The sequence below is a fragment of the Streptomyces sp. ISL-100 genome (genome assembly GCF_018614615.1).
Classification (GTDB): domain Bacteria; phylum Actinomycetota; class Actinomycetes; order Streptomycetales; family Streptomycetaceae; genus Streptomyces.
The window spans coordinates 200,796-222,907 of the sequence record NZ_JAGGOK010000069.1; the positions used below are offsets into that span (position 1 = coordinate 200,796).

The following is a 22,112-nucleotide window of genomic DNA, read 5'->3' on the forward strand; positions in this document are numbered from 1 at the left end:
GGTCACGACACTCGTTCGTCCTCGCCTGCAGTCTTCGCGGTGGCCAGCGCGATGCGGTTCCAGGTGTTGATCGTGAAGATCAGGGCCAGGAGCTGGGCCAGTTCCTTGTCGTCGAAGTGGGCCGACGCGCGTGCGTACACGTCGTCCGGCAGTCCGCCGTCCGCGATCAGCGTCACCGCGTCCGTGAGGGCCAGCGCCGCCTGCTCCTTCTCCGTGAAGAAGTGCGCGGCTTCCTTCCACACCGCGACCATGTGCAGCCGCTCCTCGCTCTCGCCCGCCTTGCGGGCGTCGGAGGTGTGCATGTGCAGGCAGTACGCGCAGTGGTTGAGGTGCGAGGAGCGGATCTGCACCAGCTCTACGAGCGTCGGGTCGAGTCCCTCGCGGGCGGCGGCGTCGAGGCCGATCACGGCCCTGAACGCCTTGGGGGCGGCCTTGGCGAAGTTGAGGCGAGTGGAGGCGGGGGCCGGCGTCGTCTGCTTCATCTCTGTCGTCGTCATGTGTACGACTCTATGGACGCAGGCGACCGTCGAAGGGGTGCATTTGAGTGGCAGAATCGTGGGTCAATTCCGCGGAGGGGCTCGGCAGCGATCTCCATCTGGAGCTGGAAAAGGCTGGTTCCGGCAGTCGGCGCGCCGCGCTCATGCGGGCGCTGCGTGAGGCGATTCGGGGCGGGCGGCTGGCGCCGGGGACGCGGTTGCCGCCGTACCGTTCCCTCGCCGCCGACCTCGGGCTCGCCCGCAATACGGTCGCCGACGCGTACGCCGAACTCGTCGCCGAGGGCTGGCTGACGGCCAGGCAGGGTTCCGGGACCCGCGTCGCGCAGCGGGCGGCGCCGACCGCGCCCCCACAGCGGGCCCGCACGCCCACGCGGGCTGCCCGGCCGACGTACGACCTGGTCCAGGGCAGACCGGACCCCTCCGCCTTCCCGCGCAGCGCCTGGCTCGCGTCGGCCCGCCGGGCGCTGACCGCCGCGCCCAACGACGCCTTCGGACCCGGTGACCCCCGGGGCAGGGCCGAGCTGCGGCAGGCGCTCGCGGAGTATCTGGCGCGGGTGCGGGGGGTACGGGCGGACGCCGGGCGGATCGTGCTGTGTTCGGGGGCCGCGCACGCGCTGCGGCTGCTGGCGCGGGTGGTGGGCGGGACGTGGGCGGTGGAGGCGTACGGGCTGCCGTTCCATCGCGCGCTGCTGGTGGAGGAAGGGGTACGTACCGTGCCGGTCGGGGTCGACGAAGATGGCGCGCGGGTGGGTGACTTGGCCGGTCCCGGAAGTGGGCCCGGGACCGTGCTGCTCACTCCCGCGCACCAGTTCCCGACCGGCGGGCCGCTGCATCCCGAGCGGCGGGCGGCCGTCGTGGACTGGGCGCGGGCGACGGGCGGGCTGGTCCTGGAGGACGACTACGACGGCGAATTCCGCTATGACCGGCAGCCGGTGGGCGCGGTGCAGGGGCTCGACCCGGACCATGTGGTGCTGATCGGGTCGGTCAGCAAGAGCCTGTCACCCACGCTGCGGATCGGCTGGATGGTGCTGCCGGAGCGGCTCCTGGACGGCGTCGTGGCGGCGAAGGGCGAGCGTGAGCAGTGGTCGAGCGCGACGGAGCAGCTGACGCTGGCGGACTTCGTCGAATCGGGGGCGTACGACCGTCATGTGCGGCGGATGCGGCAGCGCCATCGGCGCAGGCGCGACCAGTTGGTGGAGGTGCTGGCGGAGCGTGCGCCGCACGTGTGCGTGACTGGGATCGCGGCCGGTCTGCACGCCGTACTGGAGCTGCCGCCCGGCACCGAGCGGGCGGTGGTGAGGGCGGCGGCGTGGCAGGGGCTGGCGGTGGAGGGGCTGTCCGACTACCGGCATCCGGACAGTGGGGGAACGGGTCGCGGTGGTGGGCGTGACGGGCTGGTGGTGGGGTATTCGACGCCGGCTGAGCGTGAGTACGCCGGTGCGCTCGACGCGCTGTGCCGCGCGCTGCCGCCTGCCTGATGCGGAAGTTGTTGCTGAGGTTATTGAGACGGATGGGGTTGCTACTCGTACGTAACGGCACGGAAACCCATGCGGCCGTGGTGCACACGGCACACGGCCGCGGACAGGAGTCGCACGTGTCGCGCAAGAAGACCCTCAGCCGTAAGAAACAGTTCGCTCTGCTGGCGGGCGCCGCCGCGCTGGTCGCGGGCACCGCCGTGGTGATGACCGGTACGAGCCAGGCCTCGGTGGCCTGTGACGGGCTGGCCACCGCGCTGAGCAACAACGAGCAGTTCATCGCCGGGCAGCGGGCCAATCCCGATGCGCAGTCGGATGCGCGGATCGCCAACCGGGAGGCCGTCATCGAGCAGATCAAGCGCCAGCAGGCGGCGTCCGGGTGTGACGCGGGGGCTCCGCCGGAGGACGTGGCGGCTCCGCCGGCGGACGAGGCTGCCCCTCCGGAGGAGGAGACTGCGCCGCCGGCGGACGAGGCTGCCCCGCCCGGCGAGGCGACTGCCCCTCCGGAGGATGAGGCCGCGCCGCCGGCTGAGGGTGGCGCGGGTGAGGGTGCGGTCGGCGAAGTGGTGTGTGCCGGGTCCACTGTCACGCTGTCCGGGGAAGGCGGGGCGCCTGCCGCTTCCAGCGGGGAGTTCCCGGTCGGTACGCAGCTGAAGGTCACCAACCTCGACAACTCCAAGTCGACGACGGTTGAGGTCACTTCGGCTTCCGGGAGCTGTGCGCTGCTCAACAACGCGGCGTTCGAGCAGGTGCGGGAGCCTGGGAAGTTCCTGATCCGGAACGCGCGGATCGAGCGCGTGGGGTAGGGCGGGTTCGGGCGCGGGGTGGGGCGGGCCTCTTTCTTCCCCACCCCGCCCCTTCCCGTAACTGGGGCTCCGCCCCGGACCCCGGTCCTCAAACGCCGGACGGGCTGAAGGTTGCCGCTGCGCGGAATGGCCCGAGCCCGCCGCGGGGCCGGCGTTGAGGGCAGCGCGGAGCACCAGACCCGCTCAGTGCCGTGCTAGTTGCGTCTCCGCGTCGGCCAGGACCTCCGTCAGGCGCAGGCCGAAGGCCGCGTCGCAGGGACGCGGCTCTCCGGTGCGTACGGCGTGCAGCAGGGCGTCGATGGCCGCGCAGAAGGACTCGACCCCGTCGCCCCAGGCCGGCAGTTCCGCCACGCCCGCCGTGCCCCGCAGCTCCACCGTCGCGCCCGCCGCGCCCGCCGGGGCGCTCAGGCTCAGCGTGACCGTGCTCGACGCCTGGGAGGTGTGCCTCAGTACGAGGTGGACGGTGTCCCCGGGGCCCGGCGCCGCGTTCACCGACGTAACGTCGCCGAGCACCGGCAGGAGCACCGACAGGGCGTGTGGTCCCACGTCCCACAGCGCGCCCTTCTCGCCGCGCCAGGGGGATCGGGCGTACACGCTGTCCGCGCCGGGTGAGAACAGTGTGCCCAGCCATCGCGCGTGTGCCGTGAACCAGCCGTCCACCGCCGCCTGTTCGGCTATCCACTCCGTCGTGCCCGTCGCGAAGCGCAGCGTGCAGAAGACCACCGACGACACGCCCGCCTTCCGCGTCGCCTCGACGACCTCGTGCGCCCCCGCCACCGTTGTCGCGAGCGGCTTGTCCAGCAGCAAGTGACATCCGGCGGCCGCGGCCCGTACCGCCAAAGGGGCCTGGACGTCGGGCGGCAGGGCGATCGCGATCGCGTCGCACGTGGCAAAAAGGTCGTCGACGTCGTCGTACGCCGTGCTGCCATGGGCGGCGGCGAGCGCGGCGGCCGCCTCAGGCCTGCGCCCCCACACTCCCGCGAAGTCGGCTTCGGGGTGCGCTGCGAGCGCCGGTGCCTGGGTGCCGGCCGCCCAGGGGCCGGTGCCGAGCAGTCCGATGCGTGGCCTGAGCGGTGTGGTCAACGAGTCGGTCATGTCTGTCAGTGTGCCCGGGGTGTCAGGGAGCGCGCAGGGCCTCGACGGCGATCCGGGCTGCGGTGCCGATGACGGCGTCGGCCGCCGGGAGCGTCGCGGCGGTGCTCGCCGCGCGGGTGAAGACGGCGACGGCGTAACGGCCGCCGTCCGGGTACTCGACGACGCCGATCTCATTGCGCACGGTCGGCAGGCTGCCGGTCTTGCCGGAGACGTGTACGTCGTCGAACGGGAAGCCGGAGGCCAGCCGGTGCGGCCACACCTGGAGCCCGAGGATCCGGCGCAGGGCGGCGCAGTGCTCCGGCGGACAGGCCCGGTCGCGCCAGATGGCGGTGAGCAGGCGGGTCATGTCGCGCGGGGTGCCGCGGTTCGTGCGGGAGGGGTCGAGGGCGCGCAGCCGGGCGACGACCTGTGGATCGGCCAGGGCCCGGACGCCGGCCTGCCCGGTGTCTTCGGCGATGGTGGCGAAGAGTTCGCCCACCGTCTGGGTGGCGAGGGTGCGGGTGAGGCCCAGTGCGGTCATCGCGTCGTTGACGGCGGCGAGGCCCACGCGCTGGAAGAGGAGGTCTGCGGCGGCGTTGTCACTGACCGACATCATCAGATAGGCGAGGTCGCGCATGGACATGCGCACCGGGTCGAGCATCGCGGCCAGGCCGGTGGGGCCGCCTGTGCGGGCGTCACCGGGGGACTCGATCTGTTCGGTGAGATCGAGCAGACCGTCCGCCGCCTGCCGGTAGAGGGTGACGAGCAGGCACAGCTTGTGCACGCTGGAGGTGGCGACCAAGGAGTCCGCACCGACGGAAATCTGCGTCGCGGAATCCTGCACGTCCGAGTCGATGTCGACGGCGTGCAAGTACCCCGTGACGCCGGCTTCGTCGAAGGCCGCGCGGATGCGGGCGTCGGGTGCTCGGGTGGTGTTCACAGCCAGTACTCCGCTGCCGGGCGCAGGTGGAGCGAGCGCTGCGGCAGGTCGGCACTCACCCCGGCAGTGTTCCACAGGGCGTCCATGGCGATGTCGTTGAAGGCCCGTACGGTGACGTCCCCGCGCCCGCTCGGCCAGGCCAGGGAGTGCCGCCACGCCAACGGGGCGCCGGCCAGCGGGCGCCAGACGGTGTCCGCGTCGGTTCCGCCGGTCCCCCGGGCCGCCTGGTCGTCCTCGGGGGTGAAGGCAACAGCGCTGCCCGAGAGGACGAGGCCACGGGTGAAGCGTTCGCCGTGGCCGTGGCGGACGGCCTGGGGTGTGAAGCCGTTACGGGCGCAGGTGGTGAGCATGTCGTCGTGGAGGGCGGGGGCGTGAGCACGCGGGAAGAGGATCAGGTCGTACCCGACGAGCGCGGCCAGCGGCACGACGCCGAGGGCGGCCGCGGGTGCGTCGCGCGGCAGGAGTACGCCGAGCGGGCGGCGCAGGACCTGACCCAGTTCCAGGCCCGCGATGTCGCACGGGTGGTGGACGAGGCCGACATCGAGGGTGTGGGCGGCGAGTTCGGCGAGCTGCTCGGTGGTGGACAGTTCGCGCAGCTCCAGTTCGACGCCGGACTGCCGCTCCTGGAAGGCGCGGAGGATCGCTGCGACCGTCTCGCTGGAGATGTCGGCCGGCAGGGCGGCGCGCAGCACCCCGCTCTCGCCGTCCCTCACCCGTACGGCGGTGGCGGCGAGGGCGTCGGCGCGGGCCAGCAGTGCGCGGGCGTCGTCGAGCAGGAGAGCGCCGGCCTTGGTGATCGTCACCTGGCGGCTGCTGCGGTCGAACAGCCGCACCCCCAGCTCCCGTTCCAGGCGCTGGATGCGCTGGGACAGGGGCGGCTGGGCCATGTTCAGCCGGGCGGCCGCCCGCCCGAAGTGTGACTCTTCCGCAACAGCCACAAAGCAGCGCACGTGCCGAAGGAGGTCCATGAACAGCGACGATACCGAAATGGATATCGATCTGTTGCCGATACGGATCTTGGACTGGATGGCCCAGTATCTGCTCTGATCGGCGCATGACGACGACCTCACGTATCCGGGGCACCGCCCTCGCCCTGTTACTGGCGGCCACGACCGCCCTCACCGGCTGTTCCACCACACCGGCAGACAGCGCCTCTCCCCCCACCACCTCCAGCCCGCCGTCCTCCGCCGCCGCCCCGCCCGCCGCCACCGGCACCCGGGCGCGGTTGGAGGTCGACGGCACCTCCCGCGACTACCTGCTGCACCGGCCCGCCAAGAGCGGCGACGGGCGCAAGCCGCTGGTGATCGCGTTCCACGGCCGGCGCCAGACCGCCGAGGAAGTACGCCGGCTCAGCGGCCTCGACAAGGCCGCCGACCGCCGCGGCCTCCTGGTCGCCTACCCCGAGGGCCTCAACAAGGGCTGGGGCGACGGCGGTGCCCCCACGGCCAAGCGCCCCGACCCCGACACGGACGTACGGTTCACCGCGGCCCTGATCAAGAAGCTGGTCGGCAGCGGGCAGGCCGACCCCCGGCGCGTGTACGTCGTCGGCTTCTCCAACGGTGGCTCCATGGCCCTGCGCATGGCCGCCCAGCGGCCCGGCCTCGTCGCCGCGGCCGGCACCGTAGCGGGCCAGCTGCCCACCAAGCCCGCCGAGGTCCGGCCCACCGACGCGGTGCCCGCACTGCTCATCTACGGCGACAAGGACCCCGTACGCCCGATCACCGGGATGCCCAAGCCGGGCCCGCCCGCTCCGGGTGCCGAGCCGTCCACGCCGACCCTGTCCGCGAGGGCGAGCGCCGAGGCCTTCGCGGCAGCGTCAGCGGCAGCGGCAGCGGGCAAGAAGGGACCCTCCGCCCCCCTCACCGAGAAGAAGACCGGCTACACGCGCACCATCTGGGACTCCCCGTCGCCCCGCGGTGATGTCGAGCTGATCGTTGTACACGGCGGCGGCCACACCTGGCCCGGCTCGGCCGTCAGTGGAAACCCGGCCTTCGGCCCCACCAGCAAGGCGCTGGACGCCACCGCGGCGATCTTGGCCTTTGTGACCGGCAAGCGCTCCTGATATCCACTCGTGATACGTAGGAAACCTGAGTAACACGGGGTTCACAATCGGGCAACGGACGGGAAATCAGCGCTTGCGAAGCTGCCCTCACAAGCCGCAGTACCGCAGCAGCAGCCGCAGCACCACAAAGGATGGCGTCCGTGACCTTCAAGGCCGAGTACATCTGGATCGACGGCACCGAGCCGACCGCCAAGCTTCGCTCGAAGACGAAGATACTGCCGGGTTCGGCCGCGGGCCTCGACGAGCTGCCCATCTGGGGTTTCGACGGATCCAGCACGAACCAGGCCGTGGGCCACGCGTCCGACCGTGTGCTGAAGCCCGTGTTCTCCTGCCCGGACCCGATCCGCGGCGGCGACAACGTACTCGTCATGTGCGAGGTCCTGAACATCGACCTCACGCCGCACGAGTCCAACACGCGTGCGCTGCTGCGTCCGGTCGCCGAGCAGTTCGCGGACCAGGAGCCGATCTTCGGCATCGAGCAGGAGTACACCTTCTTCGACGGCTCGCGGCCGCTCGGCTTCCCGGTCAACGGCTTCCCGGCCGCGCAGGGCGGTTACTACTGCGGCGTCGGCGCCGACGAGATCTTCGGCCGCGAGATCGTCGAGAAGCACCTCGACCACTGCCTCGCCGCCGGTCTCGGCATCTCCGGCATCAACGCCGAGGTCATGCCCGGCCAGTGGGAGTTCCAGGTCGGCCCGCTGGCGCCGCTGGAGGTCGCCGACCAGCTGTGGGTCGCCCGCTGGCTGCTCTACCGCACCGCCGAGGACTTCAACGTCTCCGCGACCCTCGACCCGAAGCCGGTCAAGGGCGACTGGAACGGCGCGGGCGCGCACACCAACTTCTCGACGCGCGCGATGCGTGAGGGTTACGACGCGATCATCACCGCGTGCGAGTCGCTCGGTGAGGGCTCGAAGCCGATGGACCACGTCAAGAACTACGGCGCGGGCATCGACGACCGCCTCACCGGCCTGCACGAGACCGCCCCGTGGAACGAGTACAGCTACGGCGTCTCCGACCGCGGCGCCTCGGTCCGTATCCCGTGGCAGGTCGGGCAGGACAAGAAGGGCTACATCGAGGACCGGCGCCCGAACGCGAACGTCGACCCGTACGTCGTGACGCGCCTGATCGTCGACACCTGCTGCACCGCGATGGAGAAGGCCGGCCAGGTCTGATCCGCACCAACACCCGCGCCAACACCCGCGCCACAGGTGACTGGGGGCGCCCGCCGATCCGGCGGGCGCCCCCTTCGCGTGCCGTGGCGGGGGGACGTCTGCTTCAATAGGCTTCATGGCCAGCCTTCTCCAGGAACACACCGCGACAGGTCGCAGCGACCTCGAGCCGTTCTGGCCTTCCCGTCAGCATCACGACTTCGACCGGGTGTGTTGTCGCGCGACGAACGCGCGGGCCCTCTAAAGCCGTTCACACCGGTCTTCGGTCCAGCGCGCACGAAGCGGTACGTCCCGTACCTCCTCGACGAATCCCTCGCGCGAAAGAGCTGACCTCTCATGGCGAACACCCGTACTTTCTCCGCTGCCGCACCCTCGCAGTCCCCCGCCCCCCTCGGCCGCCACCGGCTGCGAGCCGTCGACCGGGACGAGGTCGTGCGTAACGGCAGGGCCCTCGACGTGGGCGACTTCCTCCCGCCGGGCGCCACTTGGCTGCCCGCGCCGCAGCACACGCTGCCGACTCTCCCGGGCCAGCCACCGATGATCGGCTACCTGGTGCTCGTACCGGCCGATCAGCAGCCCGCCGTCGTGCCGGCGGCGGCCGGGGAGGACGAGTCCTTGGCCGACGGTCCTGTGCGCATCGACGGCGCCCAGCGCGCCGCCACCGTGGACGGGCGGACGCTGGAACTCACGTACCTCGAATTCGAGCTGCTCGCGCACTTGGTGGCGCACCCCAACCGGGTCCACACGCGGGACCAGTTGGTGACGACCGTCTGGGGCTACGGGCATGTGGGCGACGGCAGGACCGTCGATGTCCACATCGCCCGGCTCCGCCGCAAGCTCGGCGCCGAGCACCGCGGCACGATCCAGACGGTGCGGCGGGTCGGGTACAAGTACACCGTTCCCGGGCGCTGACGGCCGGTGCCGGGCGGTCACCGGCGAGTCGGCCCCGCCCGGCAACGTGGGAGCGGCGCTACAGCGCCGGCTCGGTCGTCGCCTCGCGCTGGTGCGGGATCACCATCGGCATCGGCGCCTCGCCCTGCTGCACGGTCACGGTCCGCTTGGGGGCGGGCACCGCGATGCCCTCGGCCCGGTAGCGCTGGTGCAGGCGCTTGATGAACTCGTGCTTGATCCGGTACTGGTCGCTGAACTCGCCTACCCCCAGGATCACCGTGAAACTGATCCTGGAATCTCCGAACGTGTGGAAACGGACGGCTGGTTCGTGGTCGGGGACAGCGCCGGTGATGTCGGTCATCACGCTCTCCACGACCTCGGTCGTGACGCGCTCGACGTGCTCCAGGTCGCTGTCGTAGCCGACTCCCACCTGAACCATGATCGACAACTGCTGTTCCGGCTGGCTGAAGTTGGTCATGTTGGTGCCGGCGAGCTGCGCGTTGGGGATGATCACCAGGTTGTTCGACAGGTTACGGACCACCGTGTTGCGCCAGTTGATGTCGACGACATAGCCCTCTTCGCCGCTGCTGAGGCGGATGTAGTCCCCCGGCTGCACCGTCTTCGCGGCGAGGATGTGCACGCCCGCGAAGAGATTGGCCAGGGTGTCCTGCAGCGCGAGAGCGACCGCCAGACCGCCCACTCCCAGCGCCGTGAGCAGCGGCGCGATGGATACGCCCAGGGTCTGCAGTACGACGAGGAATCCCATCGCCAGGACCACGACGCGCGTGATGTTGACGAATATGGTGGCCGAACCGGCCACTCCGGACCTGGACTGCGCCACGGACTGCACCAGATTCGCGATCACCCGGGCCGCCGTGAGGGTGCCGGCCAGGATGAGCACGGCGGTCAGCGCCATGTTGACGTTGTGCCCGGTCGTCGGGGTCAGTGGCAACGCCGCCGCGCCGGCCGCCGCGCCGGCTGCCATCGCCGCCCACGGGACCAGGGTACGAAGGGCGTCGACGATGACGTCGTCTCCGCTCCAGCGCGTCCGGCTGGCCCGTTCTCGCAGCCACCGCAGAACCGCTCTCAGGAGCAGGCCTGCCGCGATGCCGACGGCCAGCGCGATTCCGGCGACGATCACGTCGTGCAGTGTGAGGGCCCGGTACATCAGTGATTCACTCCCGTGGTCCGAGGGATGCGCGGTCGCGTCTGGACGTACGGATGTACGGATGGGGTCTGACGCGGTCGTCATCCTGCCGCATGCGGCCGGTCCGGTCGCAGGTGCCCCCACCTGGGCTCTTCGCCGGTCGCGACGTCCTGACAGCTGGTCAGTCCGCCCTGGCGCGCGAGGAATGCGCGCTGTCGTCATGAGCGCTGCGGCATGTGCGGCGATGGGAAGACCCGTTCGTACCGTCCCTGGACCGGTACGAACGGGCCTCCCCCGGGTCAGGCCGCCGTTCCCGTACGCGCGCGGGCCCTGGCCACGAGCCCCAGCACCACATCCACCGCAAGGAACACCAGCAGGCTGATGCCCAGCAGCGGTACGAACCAGCCCGCCAGCGCGGTGAGCGCCACCAGCGGCAGCAGGGCCGTGACCGGCACCTTGCGCCAGGCGCCGCGCGGCATCGGGCGGCCGGCGCTCAGCCTGCGTTCCTTCGTCGGCCTGCGCAGCCACCACATGCGGTAGCCCCAGACGATCAGCATGATGAGGGCGAACGCGAGGGCTGCCAGGGCCAGTTGGTTGGCGAGGCCGAGGAAGACACCGGTGTGGGCGTCGATGCCGAAGCGGGTGAGCTTGGCGAGCAGCGGGTAGTCGGCGAAGCGCAGTTCGTCGATGACCGTGCCGTCGGCGGGGTCGACGGCGACGGAGTCCAGGTGGACGGGGAACTGGGTGTCGGTCTCCTTGACGACGTAACCGCTGCCCTCGCTCGGCAGGATCACCGACATCTTGCCGTCGATCCCCGCCTGGCGGGCGGCCGCGAGCGCGTTGTCGATGCCGACGTCCATGCCGGCCATGCCCTCGTGGGAGCCTGCGCCGCCGCCCCCGCCGTGACCCTCGTGTGCGTCGCCGCCACCGTCGGCGCCCTCGGTGAGTGCGGCGGAGACCACCGGGGTAGCGCCGCCGAGCTGGTCCTGTACCGCGCCGATGTTCTCGCCGGCGTACCGGGACCAGGTGAGGCCGGTCGCCGAGAGCAGCACGAGTCCGAGCACGGCCCACATGCCGACGGTGCCGTGCCAGGAGAGCGTCTTGCGGCGGCCCTTCGCCCCGCGTTCGGGGACGACCAGGTCACGCTTGGCGGTGCGCCGGCGTCCGAGCCACAGCAGCAGGCCGCCGAGTGCGACCACCCACAGCCAGCTGGCGGCGAGTTCGCTGTAGTGGCGGCCGAGGTCGCCGAGGTGCAGGTCGCGGTGGAGTTCGTCGAGCCAGGTGCGCAGCGGCAGGGCGCCTGAGCTGCCGAAGCTGGTCAGTTCGCCCCGTACCTCGGCGGTGTACGGATCGACGAAGACGGCGAGCGACTTGCCCTCCTCGACCTCGGGTGTCGTCATCAGCACCCTGGTCGTCGCGCCGTCCTCGGCGGAGGGCCAGACGGCGGTCACTGTGCCCTTGGGGTGGGCGTCGCGGGCGGCGGCGAGCTGGTCGGCGAGAGGGAGGGAACGTTCGCCCACCGGGACTCGCAGTTCATTGCTGTAGAGGAATTTCTCCGCCTGGAAGGAGAGTGCGTAGAGCAGCCCGCTGGCGGCGGCGATCAGCAGGAGCGGGGCTATCAGCAGGCCCGCGTAGAAGTGGACGCGCAGGACGAGGGGGCGCAGTGCGCTCCAGGTGGTTCCGCGTTCGCCGGCGGCGGGGGCCGGACCGGCGGCCTCCGCTTCCTGGGCGGGCTGTACGGGGTCGTCAATGGCCATGACTGTCCTCGGAGTTGTCGACTGGTGTGTGACGTGGGGTGGGCCATGCGCGGGGCATGGGGAGCGGCCCCCTGGTCACGCGGTCGACAGCGGTCGGACAGCAGTCAGGCAGCGGTCAGACAGTGAGGGGTGCGGGGGCCGTGGCGCGGGTTGCCGGCACCCGCGGCGGCCCGCGCCGCGACAGCGCGTGCGCGAGGACGACGCCGTGGCCGTGGCGGCGCGTGGTGCGGGGCCCCCGGGGGCGTACCGGCTCCGGCAGTCCGGTGGCCCGTACGACGGCGAGCAGCAGCCGCAGCGGGGTGAAAGCCAGCGCGCCGACGGCGCGCGCGAGCCGGAAGAAGGCGGCCTCGCCGCGTGCCAGCCACAGACCGCAGACGAGCGCCGCGGTGAGGTGAGCGGCCGTCATCGCGAGCGACGACGAACCCTCGCCCGACACGACGCCGGCCGGATCATGCGCCACGGGCATCTGGTGGTGTGCGGAGCCCGGCCCCTGCACCGTACCGAAGATGAGGTGCAGTACGCCCTGTACGGCGAGGAGGCCGCCACCGACGGCGAAGACCCCGCGCCGCCGGTGACCGGCGGCCCAGGCGAGACCGCCCGTCACCGCGAAGGCCGCGAGCAGCCCCGAAACCGGGACTTCATGCCCGGACATGAACGAATGCCCCACAGCGGCCGTAATGACGCACACCGCCGCGAAGAGTGCGGCTCGCAGTGCGCGCAGGGGCGACCGGGCGTCCGTCATGGTCCGCTCATGCTGCCATCCCGCACGCCGTCATGGGGAATAAGTGCACGGCGCGGGGGTGGTGCTACGTACACCCCGACCGGGGTGCCCGGCCCAATGACCTTGGCGGGCGGCACAGGCAAAACTGTGCACATGCCCGGCGGACGGGCCGCCGAGGAGAGGCTGGACACCATGATGGCGACCAAAATACGCAACGCGTTCCTTGCCGGAATCCGAGGGCTGGCACTGATGATCGTGTCGCTCACGGGGTCCGTCATCCTGTTCACGTTCACCATCGTCTCCATCGTCCTCATCGTGATCGGCGTCGGCCTCTTCACCACCCCTGCCGTGCTGACCGCGCTCCGCGGCTACGCCAGTCAGCGGCGGCTGCTCGCCGCCAAGTGGTCGGACGTACGCATCCCGGTCCCGTACCGCCCCATGCCCACCGATCTGCGCGGCGGCTTCGTCGGACAGGTCGAGCGGTGCACGCTGATGCTCAAGGACCCGGCGACCTGGCGGGACTTCCTGTGGCTGCTGGCGGACATGACGGTAGGCAGCGTCAGCGCGCTTCTGCCGGCGGTGCTGTTCCTGTACCCGGTGGAGAGCCTGGTGCTGGCGGCGGGGCTGTGGCGGGTGTTCGCGGACGGCGGCGACGCGTACTGGTACGGGCCCGTACGCGTCGACAGCCAGGGGACCGCGCTCCTCGCCGTCGCCTTCGGCCTCGTGATCTTCCATGTGGGCATCCGCTACAACCCGGCGCTGCTGCGCGCCCACTTCAAGCTCACGAAGTCGCTGCTCGGCCCCACCAACGAGATGACGCTGGCCCAGCGCGTCGACCACCTCACCGAGACGCGGCACGACGCCGTCGACACCTCGGCCGCCGAACTGCGGCGTATCGAGCGGGATCTGCACGACGGCGCGCAGGCCAGGCTGGTCGCCATGGGCATGAACCTGGGCACCATCGAGGCGCTCGTCGAGAAGGACCCGGCCCAGGCGAAGAAGCTCCTCGCGATGGCCCGGGAGTCCTCCGCCGAGGCCCTGGCCGAGCTGCGTGACCTGGTACGCGGGATCCACCCGCCGGTGCTCGCGGAACGCGGACTGGGGGACGCGGTGCGGGCGTTGGCGCTGCGCCTGCCCATCGAGACCGAGGTGACGGTGGAACTGGCGGGGGGACGGGCCGAGGCGCCGGTCGAGTCGGCAGCGTACTTCGCGGTCAGCGAGGTCCTTACGAACGCGGTCAAGCACTCCGGGGCAGACCGCGTCTACGCCGACATCCACCACGCCGACGGCATGCTGCGGATCTCCGTCACCGACAACGGGCGGGGCGGGGCTGCCGCCGCCGGACCGGGCTCCGGGCTGAGCGGTGTCGAACGCCGGCTCGGTACATTCGACGGCGTCCTGGCCGTCAGCAGCCCCGCGGGCGGTCCCACCATGGTGACCATGGAGATCCCTTGCGAGTTGTCCTAGCCGAAGATCTCTTCCTGCTCCGCGACGGCCTGGTCCGGATGCTCGAAGCCTTCGACTTCGAGATCCTGGCCGCCGTGGAGTCGGGACCTGAACTCTCCCGGGCCCTGGCCGAGCTGAACCCGGACGTCGCGGTCGTCGACGTCCGGCTCCCGCCGTCCCACACCGACGAGGGCCTCCAGTGCGCGCTGGAGGCCCGCCGGGCGCGGCCGGGCCTGCCGGTGCTGGTCCTGTCCCAGCACGTGGAGCAGCTGTACGCCCGCGAGCTGCTGGCCGACGGGAACGGTGGCATCGGCTACCTGCTCAAGGACCGGGTCTTCGACGCCGAGCAGTTCATCGACGCGGTACGGCGGGTGGCTGCCGGCGGCACGGCGATGGATCCCCAGGTGATCTCCCAGCTCCTCTCCCGCCGCGCCCAGGACAAGCCGATGGGCGGGCTGACACCGCGCGAGCGGGAGGTCATGGAGCTGATGGCACAGGGCAGGTCGAACGCGGCCATCGCAGGCCGGCTCTTCGTCACCGAGCGGGCGGTGGCCAAGCACACGTCGAACATCTTCGGCAAGCTCGGCCTCCCGGTGTCCGACGACGACAACCGCCGAGTGCTGGCGGTACTGGCCTTCCTGGACCGCGGCCACTGAGCCCGCACCTACGCCCGCACACCGCGCCACGGGGCTCTGCCCCGAACCCCGGTCCTCAAGCGCCGGACGGGCCGAATTCGCCAACTGCGGCGGCGAAGAGGCCGCCGCGGCGCCCCGCTAGGAGCCGAACCAGCTTGCCGCGTCCAGGCGCATGCCGTTCCTGGGGACCATGACCCGCAGCGCCTCCTCCAGGTCACTCACCCGCTCCGCGCCGAGCGCCTCGACCCACCGCTCACGCAACCGGTCGAAGATCACGGCCGACCGCATGAGGACGTCGACTCCGCGCGGCGTAAGACGCACCAGCTTGCGACGCCCGTCGTCCGGATCGTCGGCCCGTTCGACGTAACCGAGCCGCTCCAGCCGCTCGACCGTCTTGCCCGCGGCCTGCTTGGAGACCCCGAGCCGCCTGCCCAGCTCCCCTGGGGTCACACCGTCGCGGCCGACCGCCTGGAGGGCGAAGCCGTGGGCGGGCCGGACGTCGGGGTGGCCCTGTTCGGCCAGTTCGGCGTGCAACTCGTCGATGAACGACCGGAATCCGGCGAAGAGCAGCAGCGGAAGCTCGTACCCCTCAGCCATTGCGGAACTCGTCAATGTGGTTTACCTTTTCGTCAATCATGTTGACGAGTTTACCCTCCAAGGAGACCTCTTGACCGGCACGCTGTTCCCCGACCACACCCCCGAAACTGCCCCCGCCGCCTCCCGCCGCTCCATGGAGGCGACCACCAAGCGCCTGGGCTACCTGCCCGCCCCCGTCGCCCGTATGGCCAACTCCCCGCACCTCCTCGACGGCTTCCTGAAGATCAGCGCGATGTTCGAGTCGACGACCCTGGACCCGCTCTCCCGCGAGGTCCTGATCATGACGATCGCGACCCGCAACGGCTGTCACGTCTGCGTCGCGATGCACACGGCCAAGCTGACAGCGCTCGGCGCGGACGCCGACCTGATCAAGTCACTGCGGGCGCAGCACCACCAGTCGCAGCCGCAGCCGCTCAGTGACGAACGCCTCGAAGCCGTACGGCAGTTCACGCTGGCCGTCATCGCGACCGCCGGCGCCGTCTCCGACGACACCCTGCGGGACTTCACAGCCCACGGCTACACCCCGCAGAACGCCCTGGAGGTCGTCCTGGGCATAGGCGCCTACACGATGTCGACCCTGGCCAACCGGATGACCGGCGCTCCCCTGGACGAGCAGCTCGCACCGTTCGCCTGAGAGCCTGAGGGGAGGATGACCCTCATGAACATGGCCATGAACGAGGAAGTCATCCCGATCCTGCACGTCAAAGACGCCGACGCGGCAGCCACCTGGTACGCCCGCCTCGGCTTCGGCAAACAGTGGGAGCACCGCTTCGAGCCGGGCTTCCCCGCCTTCGTGGAGGTGGCGCGCGGCCCCCTGCGCCTGTTCCTCTCGGAGCACCAGGGTGACGCGCGCCCCGGCACGCTGGTGTACCTGCGCGTGCGCGACGTGGACGCCGTCGCCGCGGAGTTCGGCGTAACGGTGGTGGACCAGCCGTGGGCGCGCGAGGTCGAGCTGCGGGACCCGGACGGCAACCGGCTCCGGGTGGGCACGCCGGCCGAGGCCGGCTGACAACTGCCGCGCCCTCCCGGGCCGGGCTCAGGCGGTCGCGGCGTACCTCCCCATGGCGCGCCGCGCGCATCCTGTGATGTCGGGGTCCGTCCCTGTTTGCGAATGGAGATAGCTACGAATCCGGAAGAGGTTTGAACAGGGCGCGAACCGCGCCCGTATGGAACGGAGCGCTTCTCCCCTGCCGGGACCCCCCTTACCTTCACCCGGCAACGAAGCTAAGAGGAGTTCCATGCGACGCGCATCAAGAAAACGTTCCACGCTGGCTAACCGGGCGATTGCCGCTTCGGCTGCTCTGATCCTGGGCGGGGGTGGACTGCTCGCGGTGAATGTCTACGCATCCGCAGGTGAAGGCTGGTCCAGCCCGGACCCGGTTCAGTCCGGTGAGCTTCGGAGCACCGGCCAGCAAATGTCGACCATTGACTGTCCGGAGGTGGCGAACGACCTGCCCGAAGAGGTACCCGATTCGGCGCGCCAGGAAGTCGACAGGGAGCTCGCGGCTCTCGACTCCCAGATCACGGAGGCGTACAAGCGATTCGCTGATTCCCAGCAGCAGATCGCCCAGGACCCGAACTTGGCCCAGAACGCCATTCTCGGACCGCTGAAGGACAAGCGGCTGGCCACCATTGACCGGATCGCCATCGCCTTCGACCGTGCGGCCGAACGCCCCCAGGGGCTCGAAAGCCTCGCACCCTGCACCTTGCGCGCCGACGACAACGGAGGGGTCGACGGGCAGGACGGGGACGGGCAGGACGACGGCCAGAACGGTGACGATCAGGGTGACAACAACGACGACGCTGGTCAGGATGGCAACCAGGATGGTGGTCAGGGCGATGGTCAGGGCGACGCCGGCCAGGACGACGGCAACGGCAACGGCGGGCAGGCCGGCAACGGCCCCAACGCCGCCGACTTCGTCGACATCCAGTCCGTCCAGCCAAACGTCCAGCAGCCCCAACAACAGCGTGGCGCCTCCCGCGGCGAGTTCACCACCAATTGCGGGACGAACGAAAACGGAAAGTTCAACCCGGACAATGTCATCGTCGCACCGGGCGTGAGCAACGGCGCGCACCATATGCACGACTACGTCGGCAACCAGGCCAATGACGCCTTCGCGAGCGACGACGACCTGGCCCGCGGTCAGACCACCTGCCAGAACCAGGGCGACAAGTCGACGTATTACTGGCCCGTCCTGCGCCTCCAGAACGGCCAGAACGAGAACGACGCCAATGCCGACGGCGGAGGAAAGGACAGCAACGTAGGCGAGATTCAGACGCCCACCGAAGTCTCGCTGAAATTCGTCGGCAGTCCCGTCAGCAAGGTCACCGCGATGCCGCGCTTCCTTCGGATCATCACCGGTGACGCCAAGGCATTCACCAATGGTGACGCCAACGCCAATGCGTCCTGGAGCTGCACCGGATTCGAGGACCGCCAGCTCAAGGACAAATACCCGATCTGCCCGGAAGGCAGCCAGGTCGTCCGTACGTTCAACTTCCAGAGCTGCTGGGACGGCCAGAACACCGACAGCGCCAACCACCGCACGCATGTCGCGTTCGCGGACGAGAACGGTGCGTGCCCCAACGGATTCCAGGCCATCCCGCAGCTGGTGCAGCGGATCGTGTACGACGTCCCGCCGGGCCCGGGGTTCGCGGTCGACTCCTTCCCCGAGCAGCTCCACAAGCCGGGCACCGACCACGGCGACTTCATCAACGTCTTCAACAGCCGGCTGATGCAGAAGGTGGTGTCCTGCGTGAACGACGGACGCCAGTGCACCTGACCCACGCCTAGGGCGGCCGTCCCCCACCGGCCGCCCTCTCCACCTGCGCGGTCAGCTCCCGTGGTGACCGGAGTGCTTTTCCTCGTTCCCCCCACTGCCACTGTCCCCAGAGTGGTGCGAGGAAGTCTCCACCGTCCCACCGAGCTGGCCGCGCAGCGCTGTGACCACCTTCTGGTCGCCCACCGCGACCCACTTCCTGCCGACCAGGTACGCCCCGCCGTAGTCCTTGGCCTCGTTGATCCACTCGCGCTGTCCGCGGTCGGTCGCGAAGGTGGCCAGCACGTAACGGCCGTCGCCAGTCTTGCAGTTCGCCTGACGCAGTTCCTCCGCGTCCGTCTGGATGTTCGGCTCGCACCGCACCTTCTTGGCGAGCTGCTCCAGGCTGCCCCTGGCCGTTTCCGGCACCGGCTTCTCTTCGTCACCGCCCGCGCCGCAGCCCGCGGCGAGCAGGGCCAGAAGGGCTATGGCTGAGGCGGCATTTGCTGTACGTCGGCGTTGGTTGCGCATCTGCTCATCGTGCCCCGTTGGGCCACACGGTGGGGTGGATACGAACACATCGCACGCCCCATTGCTGCGCCCCCGCGCCGTCATTAACGTGCGCCCGGTACGCCCCTGTCGACGTCGCCGTCCCACCGAGGAGCACTCCCGATGACCGACCGTCTGTCGCGCCGTACGCTGCTGGGCACCGCCGGAGCCATCGGCGTCGGAGCCGCGGTGGGCGGGCACATTCCGGCCATGGCCGCACCGGAACCCCCTACCGCCCCCGCCCGCGCCGCCCTGGAGCGGCTGCTCCCGGAGCACGCCGGCCAGTTCCACCTCGCCACGCTCGAAAGCAGCGGCGGCAACGACCGTTTCCGGGTCGGCGGCGCCACCGGCCGCATCGAGGTCGCGGCCACCGGCCCCGCCGCCGCGCTCACCGGCGTCCACTGGTACCTCAAGTACGTCTGCGGCGCGCACATCTCCTGGTCCGGCACCCAGCTCAACCTCCCGAAGCGGCTGCCCGCACCCCGCGAGCCCCTGGAGCGCTCGGCCACCGTCCCGCACCGCTTCGCGTTCAACGACACCCACGACGGCTACACCGCGCCGTACGCCGACTGGCCCCGCTGGGAGCGCATGATCGACGTACTGGCCCTGCACGGTTTCAACGAGGTGCTGGTCACGACCGGCCAGGAGGCCGTCTACCACCGCCTCCTCAAGGACTTCGGTTACTCCGACACCGAGGCCCGCACCTGGCTTCCCGCCCCCTCCCACCAGCCGTGGTGGCTCCTGCAGAACATGAGCGCGTACGGCGGCCCGCTCTCCCCCGAGCTCATCGCGAAACGCGCCGCCCTCGGCCGGCGCATCACCGACCGCATGCGCGAGTTCGGCATGGAGCCGGTGCTCCCCGGCTACTTCGGCACCGTCCCCGACGGTTTCGCCGCCCGCAATCCGGGCGCCCGCACCGTCCCGCAGGGCGACTGGGCGGGCCTGCGCCGCCCCGACTGGCTCGACCCGCGCACAGCATCGTTCCGCGAGGTCGCCGCGTCGTTCTACCGCCACCAGTACGAACTCTTCGGCCCGGTCCAGCACTTCAAGATGGACCTCCTCCACGAGGGCGGCTCGGCGGGCGACGTGCCCGTCCCCGAGGCGGCCCGGGCGGTCGAGACGGCTCTCCATGCCTCCCGCCCCGGCGCCACCTGGATCATCCTCGGCTGGCAGGCGAACCCGCGCCGCGACCTGCTCGACGCGCTCGACAAGAACCACCTCCTGGTGGTGGACGGCCTGTCCGACCTCGACACCGTCACCGACCGCGAGAAGGACTGGGGCGGCGCCCCGTACGCCTTCGGCACCATCCCGAACTTCGGCGGCCGTACGACGATCGGCGCCAAGACGCACATGTGGACCGAGCGCTTCACCGCCTGGCGCGACCGCCCCGGCTCCGCCCTCGCCGGCACCGCCTACATGCCGGAGGCCGCCGAGCGCGACCCGGCCGCGCTGGAGCTGTTCTCGGAGCTGGCGTGGCGAAGGGAGACAGTGGACCGCGAGGAGTGGTTCGAGGGGTACGCCGATCTGCGGTACGGGGGCCGGGACGCGAACGCGCGCGCCGCATTCGCCGCGCTGCGCGAGACGGCGTACCGCATCACCAGCCGCGACGGCCGCCCCCACGACTCGGTCTTCGCGTCCCGCCCGAGCCTGTCCGCCGCGTCGGGCACGCATTACTCGACGCATACGCCCGCCTTCGACCCGGCGGACTTCGACAAGGCGCTGGGCGCGCTGCTCGGCGTACGCGAACCACTGCGGCGCTCGGACGCGTACCGATACGACGTGACCGACCTCGGCCGCCAGGCACTCGCCAACCGCTCCTGGCAGCTTCTGCCGCAGCTGAAGGCGGCGTACGGGCGGGGCGACCTGATCGCCTTCCGTACCCTTTCCGCCCTCTGGCTGAAGCTGATGCGGCTGAGCGAGGACATGACGGGTTCGCACCGCGCGTTCCTTCTCGGACCGTGGATCGAGGACGCGAAGCGCCTGGCGTCCACGTCGGCGGAGTCGGAGCAGCTGGAACGCACAGCGCGCGTCCTGGTCACCACCTGGGCGGCCCGCCCCACCGCCGACGCCGGCCGCCTCGCCAACTACGCCAACCGCGACTGGCAGGGCCTCATCGGCGACTTCCACCTTCCGCAGTGGCAGGCGTACCTGGACGAGCTGGAGGACGCGCTGACCGCGAACCGCACGCCGAAGTCCTTCGACTGGTACGCGGCCGAGGAGCCGTGGACGCGTGAGCGCAAGACGTACCCGCTGCGCCCGCCGAACGACGCGTACCGCACGGCCCGGCGCGTCCACGACGTGCTGGCCCGCGCGCCGTACCAGGGCACGGTCACCGTCACCGCCGACCCGGCCGCCTTCCCACCGGGCGGCTCGGCTCTGCTCACCGCCGCCTTCCGCAACGTCAACGGGCTGCGGGCGACCGGCCGCGTCGACTTCGCGCTCACGGGCGTCGAGGCGCAGCCGCAGGGCCCGGCGTCGCTGCGGTCCGTGCCGGCGGCGGGCACGAGCAGCGTGTCGTGGCGCGCGAAGGCGCCGGCCGGGCCGCTGACCCGCCCGCTGAGGCCGATGCCGTACGAGCTGAGCACGGCGTACGGTCCGGAGGGCGGGGCCCGGGTGACCACCGTCCAGCGGGGCGACCTGTACGTCGCGGGGCCGCTGGCCGAGGGCTGGCGGACGTACACGAACAACGGTGCGATCTTCGGCCAGTTGCAGGACCTCGGCCAGCACGGGGTCAACGGCGGCGGCCAGGACCTGTGGAAGGCGACCTCGGAATTCGGCGCGCTGTACCGGGAGGGGGCGCTGCGGGACGGCGGTGGCGTCACCGTGCGGGTGGACGCGCAGGAGGTGACGGGGGCGTGGGCGCGCGCCGGTATCGCTGTCCGCAACAGCCTGGCGACGCCGGGGTCGCCCGGCTTCCTCAACCTCGCGGTGACTCCGGCGAATGGCGTGGTGCTGTCGTACGACACGAACGGCGACGGCACGCTGGACACCTACCAGCGCATCACCGGGGTGAAGGCACCGGTGCTGCTGCGGCTTTCGCGGGTGGGCGGGTCGTACACGGGGGCGTGCTCGACGGACGACGGCACGACGTGGCGAACGGTCGCGAGGGTGGCTGTTCCGGGGGTGGCGGCGGCTCAGGACGCGGGGATGTTCATGAGTGCGGCGCATGGGGGCAGTGGGGTGCGGGGGACGGTTGAGTTCAGTGGTTGGGGTACGGCCTGAAGGGCTCGGTCGCCGAACAACTGAGAGTAAAGCTGTGGCCGTTAGTGGTGCCCCTGCGACAATGCGCCCCGCTGTGACAGACATCGGCAGCATCCGCATCACCGCGCTCGCCGAGCGGCCGTCCTTGATCGCCCGTGTCTACGAGATTGCCGAGACCTGGCCGGGGTTCATCGCGCATGAGCCGGTCGCAGGCGCCCTGTTGAGCCGGGTGGCTGAGGACTTCCCGAACTACTGCGTTGTGGCCACGGACGGCGACCGCGTCGTCGCACGGGGGTGTTCAACGGCTGGCCGTTTTCTGCGCATTAGTGCATTTATGTGTGTGGGTGTGTGTCCGTTGGGTTGCGGTGTTCGGGGCGGTTGGGTGTTCG

The 22,112-nt window shown here is 70.8% G+C and carries 20 protein-coding genes and 1 pseudogene; 12 read left to right on the forward strand and 9 right to left on the reverse strand.

Annotated features, from left to right (window positions below):
• Nucleotides 1-2: 2 nt before the first annotated feature.
• Nucleotides 3-497: a carboxymuconolactone decarboxylase family protein gene (locus J7E89_RS29840; RefSeq protein WP_214977570.1), complete on the reverse strand. Its 495-nt coding sequence runs from the start codon at nucleotides 495-497 to the stop codon at nucleotides 3-5.
• Nucleotides 498-544: 47 nt separating this feature from the next.
• Between J7E89_RS29840 and J7E89_RS29845 the strand changes: the two genes are divergently transcribed.
• On the forward strand, nucleotides 545-1,975 hold the full coding sequence (locus J7E89_RS29845) for a PLP-dependent aminotransferase family protein (RefSeq protein WP_214977571.1): 1,431 nt from the start codon (nucleotides 545-547) through the stop codon (nucleotides 1,973-1,975).
• 116 nt (nucleotides 1,976-2,091) lie between these two features.
• A complete protein-coding gene (locus J7E89_RS29850; RefSeq protein ID WP_214977572.1) occupies nucleotides 2,092-2,778 on the forward strand; it encodes a septal ring lytic transglycosylase RlpA family protein in 687 nt (228 codons plus the stop codon).
• A 183-nt stretch (nucleotides 2,779-2,961) separates the two neighbouring features.
• Here J7E89_RS29850 and J7E89_RS29855 read toward each other — a convergent pair whose 3' ends face one another.
• From J7E89_RS29855 to J7E89_RS29865, 3 genes are read right to left on the reverse strand one after another with little or no spacing between them, the layout of a single operon-like run.
• Nucleotides 2,962-3,873: a Gfo/Idh/MocA family protein gene (locus J7E89_RS29855; protein ID WP_214977573.1), complete on the reverse strand. Its 912-nt coding sequence runs from the start codon at nucleotides 3,871-3,873 to the stop codon at nucleotides 2,962-2,964.
• 22 nt (nucleotides 3,874-3,895) lie between these two features.
• Nucleotides 3,896-4,792, reverse strand: a complete 897-nt coding sequence (locus tag J7E89_RS29860) for a serine hydrolase (protein WP_214977574.1) — start codon at nucleotides 4,790-4,792, stop codon at nucleotides 3,896-3,898.
• A complete protein-coding gene (locus J7E89_RS29865) occupies nucleotides 4,789-5,760 on the reverse strand; it encodes a LysR family transcriptional regulator (protein WP_214977575.1) in 972 nt (323 codons plus the stop codon). The genes J7E89_RS29860 and J7E89_RS29865 overlap by 4 nt, the downstream gene beginning before the upstream one ends.
• 86 nt (nucleotides 5,761-5,846) lie before the next feature.
• Between J7E89_RS29865 and J7E89_RS29870 the strand changes: the two genes are divergently transcribed.
• From J7E89_RS29870 to J7E89_RS29880, 3 genes are all read left to right on the forward strand, one after another.
• Nucleotides 5,847-6,854 (forward strand): PHB depolymerase family esterase, encoded by a 1,008-nt coding sequence (locus J7E89_RS29870; RefSeq protein ID WP_214977576.1) that lies wholly within the window; start codon nucleotides 5,847-5,849, stop codon nucleotides 6,852-6,854.
• 140 nt (nucleotides 6,855-6,994) lie between these two features.
• The gene (gene glnII / locus J7E89_RS29875; protein WP_214977577.1) at nucleotides 6,995-8,026 is read left to right on the forward strand and encodes a glutamine synthetase; all 1,032 of its coding nucleotides are present in this window, start codon (nucleotides 6,995-6,997) and stop codon (nucleotides 8,024-8,026) included.
• Nucleotides 8,027-8,359: 333 nt separating this feature from the next.
• The gene (locus tag J7E89_RS29880; RefSeq protein WP_214977578.1) at nucleotides 8,360-8,935 is read left to right on the forward strand and encodes a winged helix-turn-helix domain-containing protein; all 576 of its coding nucleotides are present in this window, start codon (nucleotides 8,360-8,362) and stop codon (nucleotides 8,933-8,935) included.
• 58 nt (nucleotides 8,936-8,993) lie between these two features.
• Here the strand turns inward: J7E89_RS29880 and J7E89_RS29885 are convergent, their stop codons facing one another.
• The 3 genes from J7E89_RS29885 to J7E89_RS29895 form a co-directional block, all read right to left on the reverse strand.
• Nucleotides 8,994-10,082 (reverse strand): mechanosensitive ion channel family protein, encoded by a 1,089-nt coding sequence (locus tag J7E89_RS29885; RefSeq protein WP_214977579.1) that lies wholly within the window; start codon nucleotides 10,080-10,082, stop codon nucleotides 8,994-8,996.
• 278 nt (nucleotides 10,083-10,360) lie between these two features.
• A complete protein-coding gene (locus tag J7E89_RS29890) occupies nucleotides 10,361-11,818 on the reverse strand; it encodes a PepSY domain-containing protein (RefSeq protein ID WP_214977580.1) in 1,458 nt (485 codons plus the stop codon).
• 115 nt (nucleotides 11,819-11,933) lie between these two features.
• The gene (locus tag J7E89_RS29895; protein WP_214977581.1) at nucleotides 11,934-12,560 is read right to left on the reverse strand and encodes a hypothetical protein; all 627 of its coding nucleotides are present in this window, start codon (nucleotides 12,558-12,560) and stop codon (nucleotides 11,934-11,936) included.
• A 132-nt stretch (nucleotides 12,561-12,692) separates the two neighbouring features.
• Between J7E89_RS29895 and J7E89_RS29900 the strand changes: the two genes are divergently transcribed.
• Both J7E89_RS29900 and J7E89_RS29905 read left to right on the forward strand, forming a co-directional pair.
• Nucleotides 12,693-14,006, forward strand: coding sequence for a sensor histidine kinase (locus tag J7E89_RS29900; RefSeq protein ID WP_374196912.1), 1,314 nt, complete (start codon nucleotides 12,693-12,695; stop codon nucleotides 14,004-14,006).
• Nucleotides 13,991-14,641 (forward strand): response regulator transcription factor, encoded by a 651-nt coding sequence (locus tag J7E89_RS29905; protein ID WP_214977582.1) that lies wholly within the window; start codon nucleotides 13,991-13,993, stop codon nucleotides 14,639-14,641. Before J7E89_RS29900 ends, J7E89_RS29905 begins: the two co-directional genes overlap by 16 nt.
• Before the next feature lie 117 nt (nucleotides 14,642-14,758).
• Here the strand turns inward: J7E89_RS29905 and J7E89_RS29910 are convergent, their stop codons facing one another.
• Complete coding sequence (locus J7E89_RS29910) at nucleotides 14,759-15,217, reverse strand: MarR family winged helix-turn-helix transcriptional regulator (protein WP_214977583.1); 459 nt, start codon at nucleotides 15,215-15,217, stop codon at nucleotides 14,759-14,761.
• Between the two features lie 70 nt (nucleotides 15,218-15,287).
• Here J7E89_RS29910 and J7E89_RS29915 point away from each other — a divergent pair, with 70 nt between their 5' ends.
• From J7E89_RS29915 to J7E89_RS29925, 3 genes are all read left to right on the forward strand, one after another.
• Complete coding sequence (locus J7E89_RS29915; RefSeq protein ID WP_251061242.1) at nucleotides 15,288-15,851, forward strand: carboxymuconolactone decarboxylase family protein; 564 nt, start codon at nucleotides 15,288-15,290, stop codon at nucleotides 15,849-15,851.
• A gap of 36 nt (nucleotides 15,852-15,887) precedes the next feature.
• The gene (locus tag J7E89_RS29920; protein WP_214977600.1) at nucleotides 15,888-16,226 is read left to right on the forward strand and encodes a glyoxalase superfamily protein; all 339 of its coding nucleotides are present in this window, start codon (nucleotides 15,888-15,890) and stop codon (nucleotides 16,224-16,226) included.
• A 229-nt stretch (nucleotides 16,227-16,455) separates the two neighbouring features.
• On the forward strand, nucleotides 16,456-17,997 hold the full coding sequence (locus J7E89_RS29925) for a DUF1996 domain-containing protein (protein ID WP_214977584.1): 1,542 nt from the start codon (nucleotides 16,456-16,458) through the stop codon (nucleotides 17,995-17,997).
• Between the two features lie 51 nt (nucleotides 17,998-18,048).
• Here J7E89_RS29925 and J7E89_RS29930 read toward each other — a convergent pair whose 3' ends face one another.
• Nucleotides 18,049-18,504 carry a hypothetical protein gene (locus J7E89_RS29930; protein WP_214977585.1) on the reverse strand — a complete coding sequence of 152 codons (456 nt, stop codon included), beginning with the start codon at nucleotides 18,502-18,504 and terminating at the stop codon, nucleotides 18,049-18,051.
• 141 nt (nucleotides 18,505-18,645) lie between these two features.
• Here J7E89_RS29930 and J7E89_RS29935 point away from each other — a divergent pair, with 141 nt between their 5' ends.
• Both J7E89_RS29935 and J7E89_RS41240 read left to right on the forward strand, forming a co-directional pair.
• The gene (locus J7E89_RS29935) at nucleotides 18,646-21,744 is read left to right on the forward strand and encodes an alpha-N-acetylglucosaminidase (protein ID WP_214977586.1); all 3,099 of its coding nucleotides are present in this window, start codon (nucleotides 18,646-18,648) and stop codon (nucleotides 21,742-21,744) included.
• A gap of 73 nt (nucleotides 21,745-21,817) precedes the next feature.
• A pseudogene (locus J7E89_RS41240) lies at nucleotides 21,818-22,112 on the forward strand (hypothetical protein); the annotation flags it as partial.

Bases quoted from the DNA above. Each gene is read 5' to 3' on its own strand.
- J7E89_RS29935 (WP_214977586.1), top strand. From the start codon at position 18,646: ATGACCGACCGTCTGTCGCGCCGTACGCTGCTGGGCACCGCCGGAGCC.
- J7E89_RS29895 (WP_214977581.1), bottom strand. From the start codon at position 12,560: ATGACGGACGCCCGGTCGCCCCTGCGCGCACTGCGAGCCGCACTCTTC.
- J7E89_RS29920 (WP_214977600.1), top strand. From the start codon at position 15,888: ATGAACGAGGAAGTCATCCCGATCCTGCACGTCAAAGACGCCGACGCG.
- J7E89_RS29900 (WP_374196912.1), top strand. From the start codon at position 12,693: ATGCCCGGCGGACGGGCCGCCGAGGAGAGGCTGGACACCATGATGGCG.
- J7E89_RS29880 (WP_214977578.1), top strand. From the start codon at position 8,360: ATGGCGAACACCCGTACTTTCTCCGCTGCCGCACCCTCGCAGTCCCCC.
- J7E89_RS29840 (WP_214977570.1), bottom strand. From the start codon at position 497: ATGACGACGACAGAGATGAAGCAGACGACGCCGGCCCCCGCCTCCACT.
- J7E89_RS29855 (WP_214977573.1), bottom strand. From the start codon at position 3,873: ATGACCGACTCGTTGACCACACCGCTCAGGCCACGCATCGGACTGCTC.
- J7E89_RS29910 (WP_214977583.1), bottom strand. From the start codon at position 15,217: ATGGCTGAGGGGTACGAGCTTCCGCTGCTGCTCTTCGCCGGATTCCGG.
- J7E89_RS29870 (WP_214977576.1), top strand. From the start codon at position 5,847: ATGACGACGACCTCACGTATCCGGGGCACCGCCCTCGCCCTGTTACTG.
- J7E89_RS29925 (WP_214977584.1), top strand. From the start codon at position 16,456: ATGCGACGCGCATCAAGAAAACGTTCCACGCTGGCTAACCGGGCGATT.
- J7E89_RS29930 (WP_214977585.1), bottom strand. From the start codon at position 18,504: ATGCGCAACCAACGCCGACGTACAGCAAATGCCGCCTCAGCCATAGCC.
- J7E89_RS29865 (WP_214977575.1), bottom strand. From the start codon at position 5,760: ATGGACCTCCTTCGGCACGTGCGCTGCTTTGTGGCTGTTGCGGAAGAG.
- J7E89_RS29885 (WP_214977579.1), bottom strand. From the start codon at position 10,082: ATGTACCGGGCCCTCACACTGCACGACGTGATCGTCGCCGGAATCGCG.
- J7E89_RS29890 (WP_214977580.1), bottom strand. From the start codon at position 11,818: ATGGCCATTGACGACCCCGTACAGCCCGCCCAGGAAGCGGAGGCCGCC.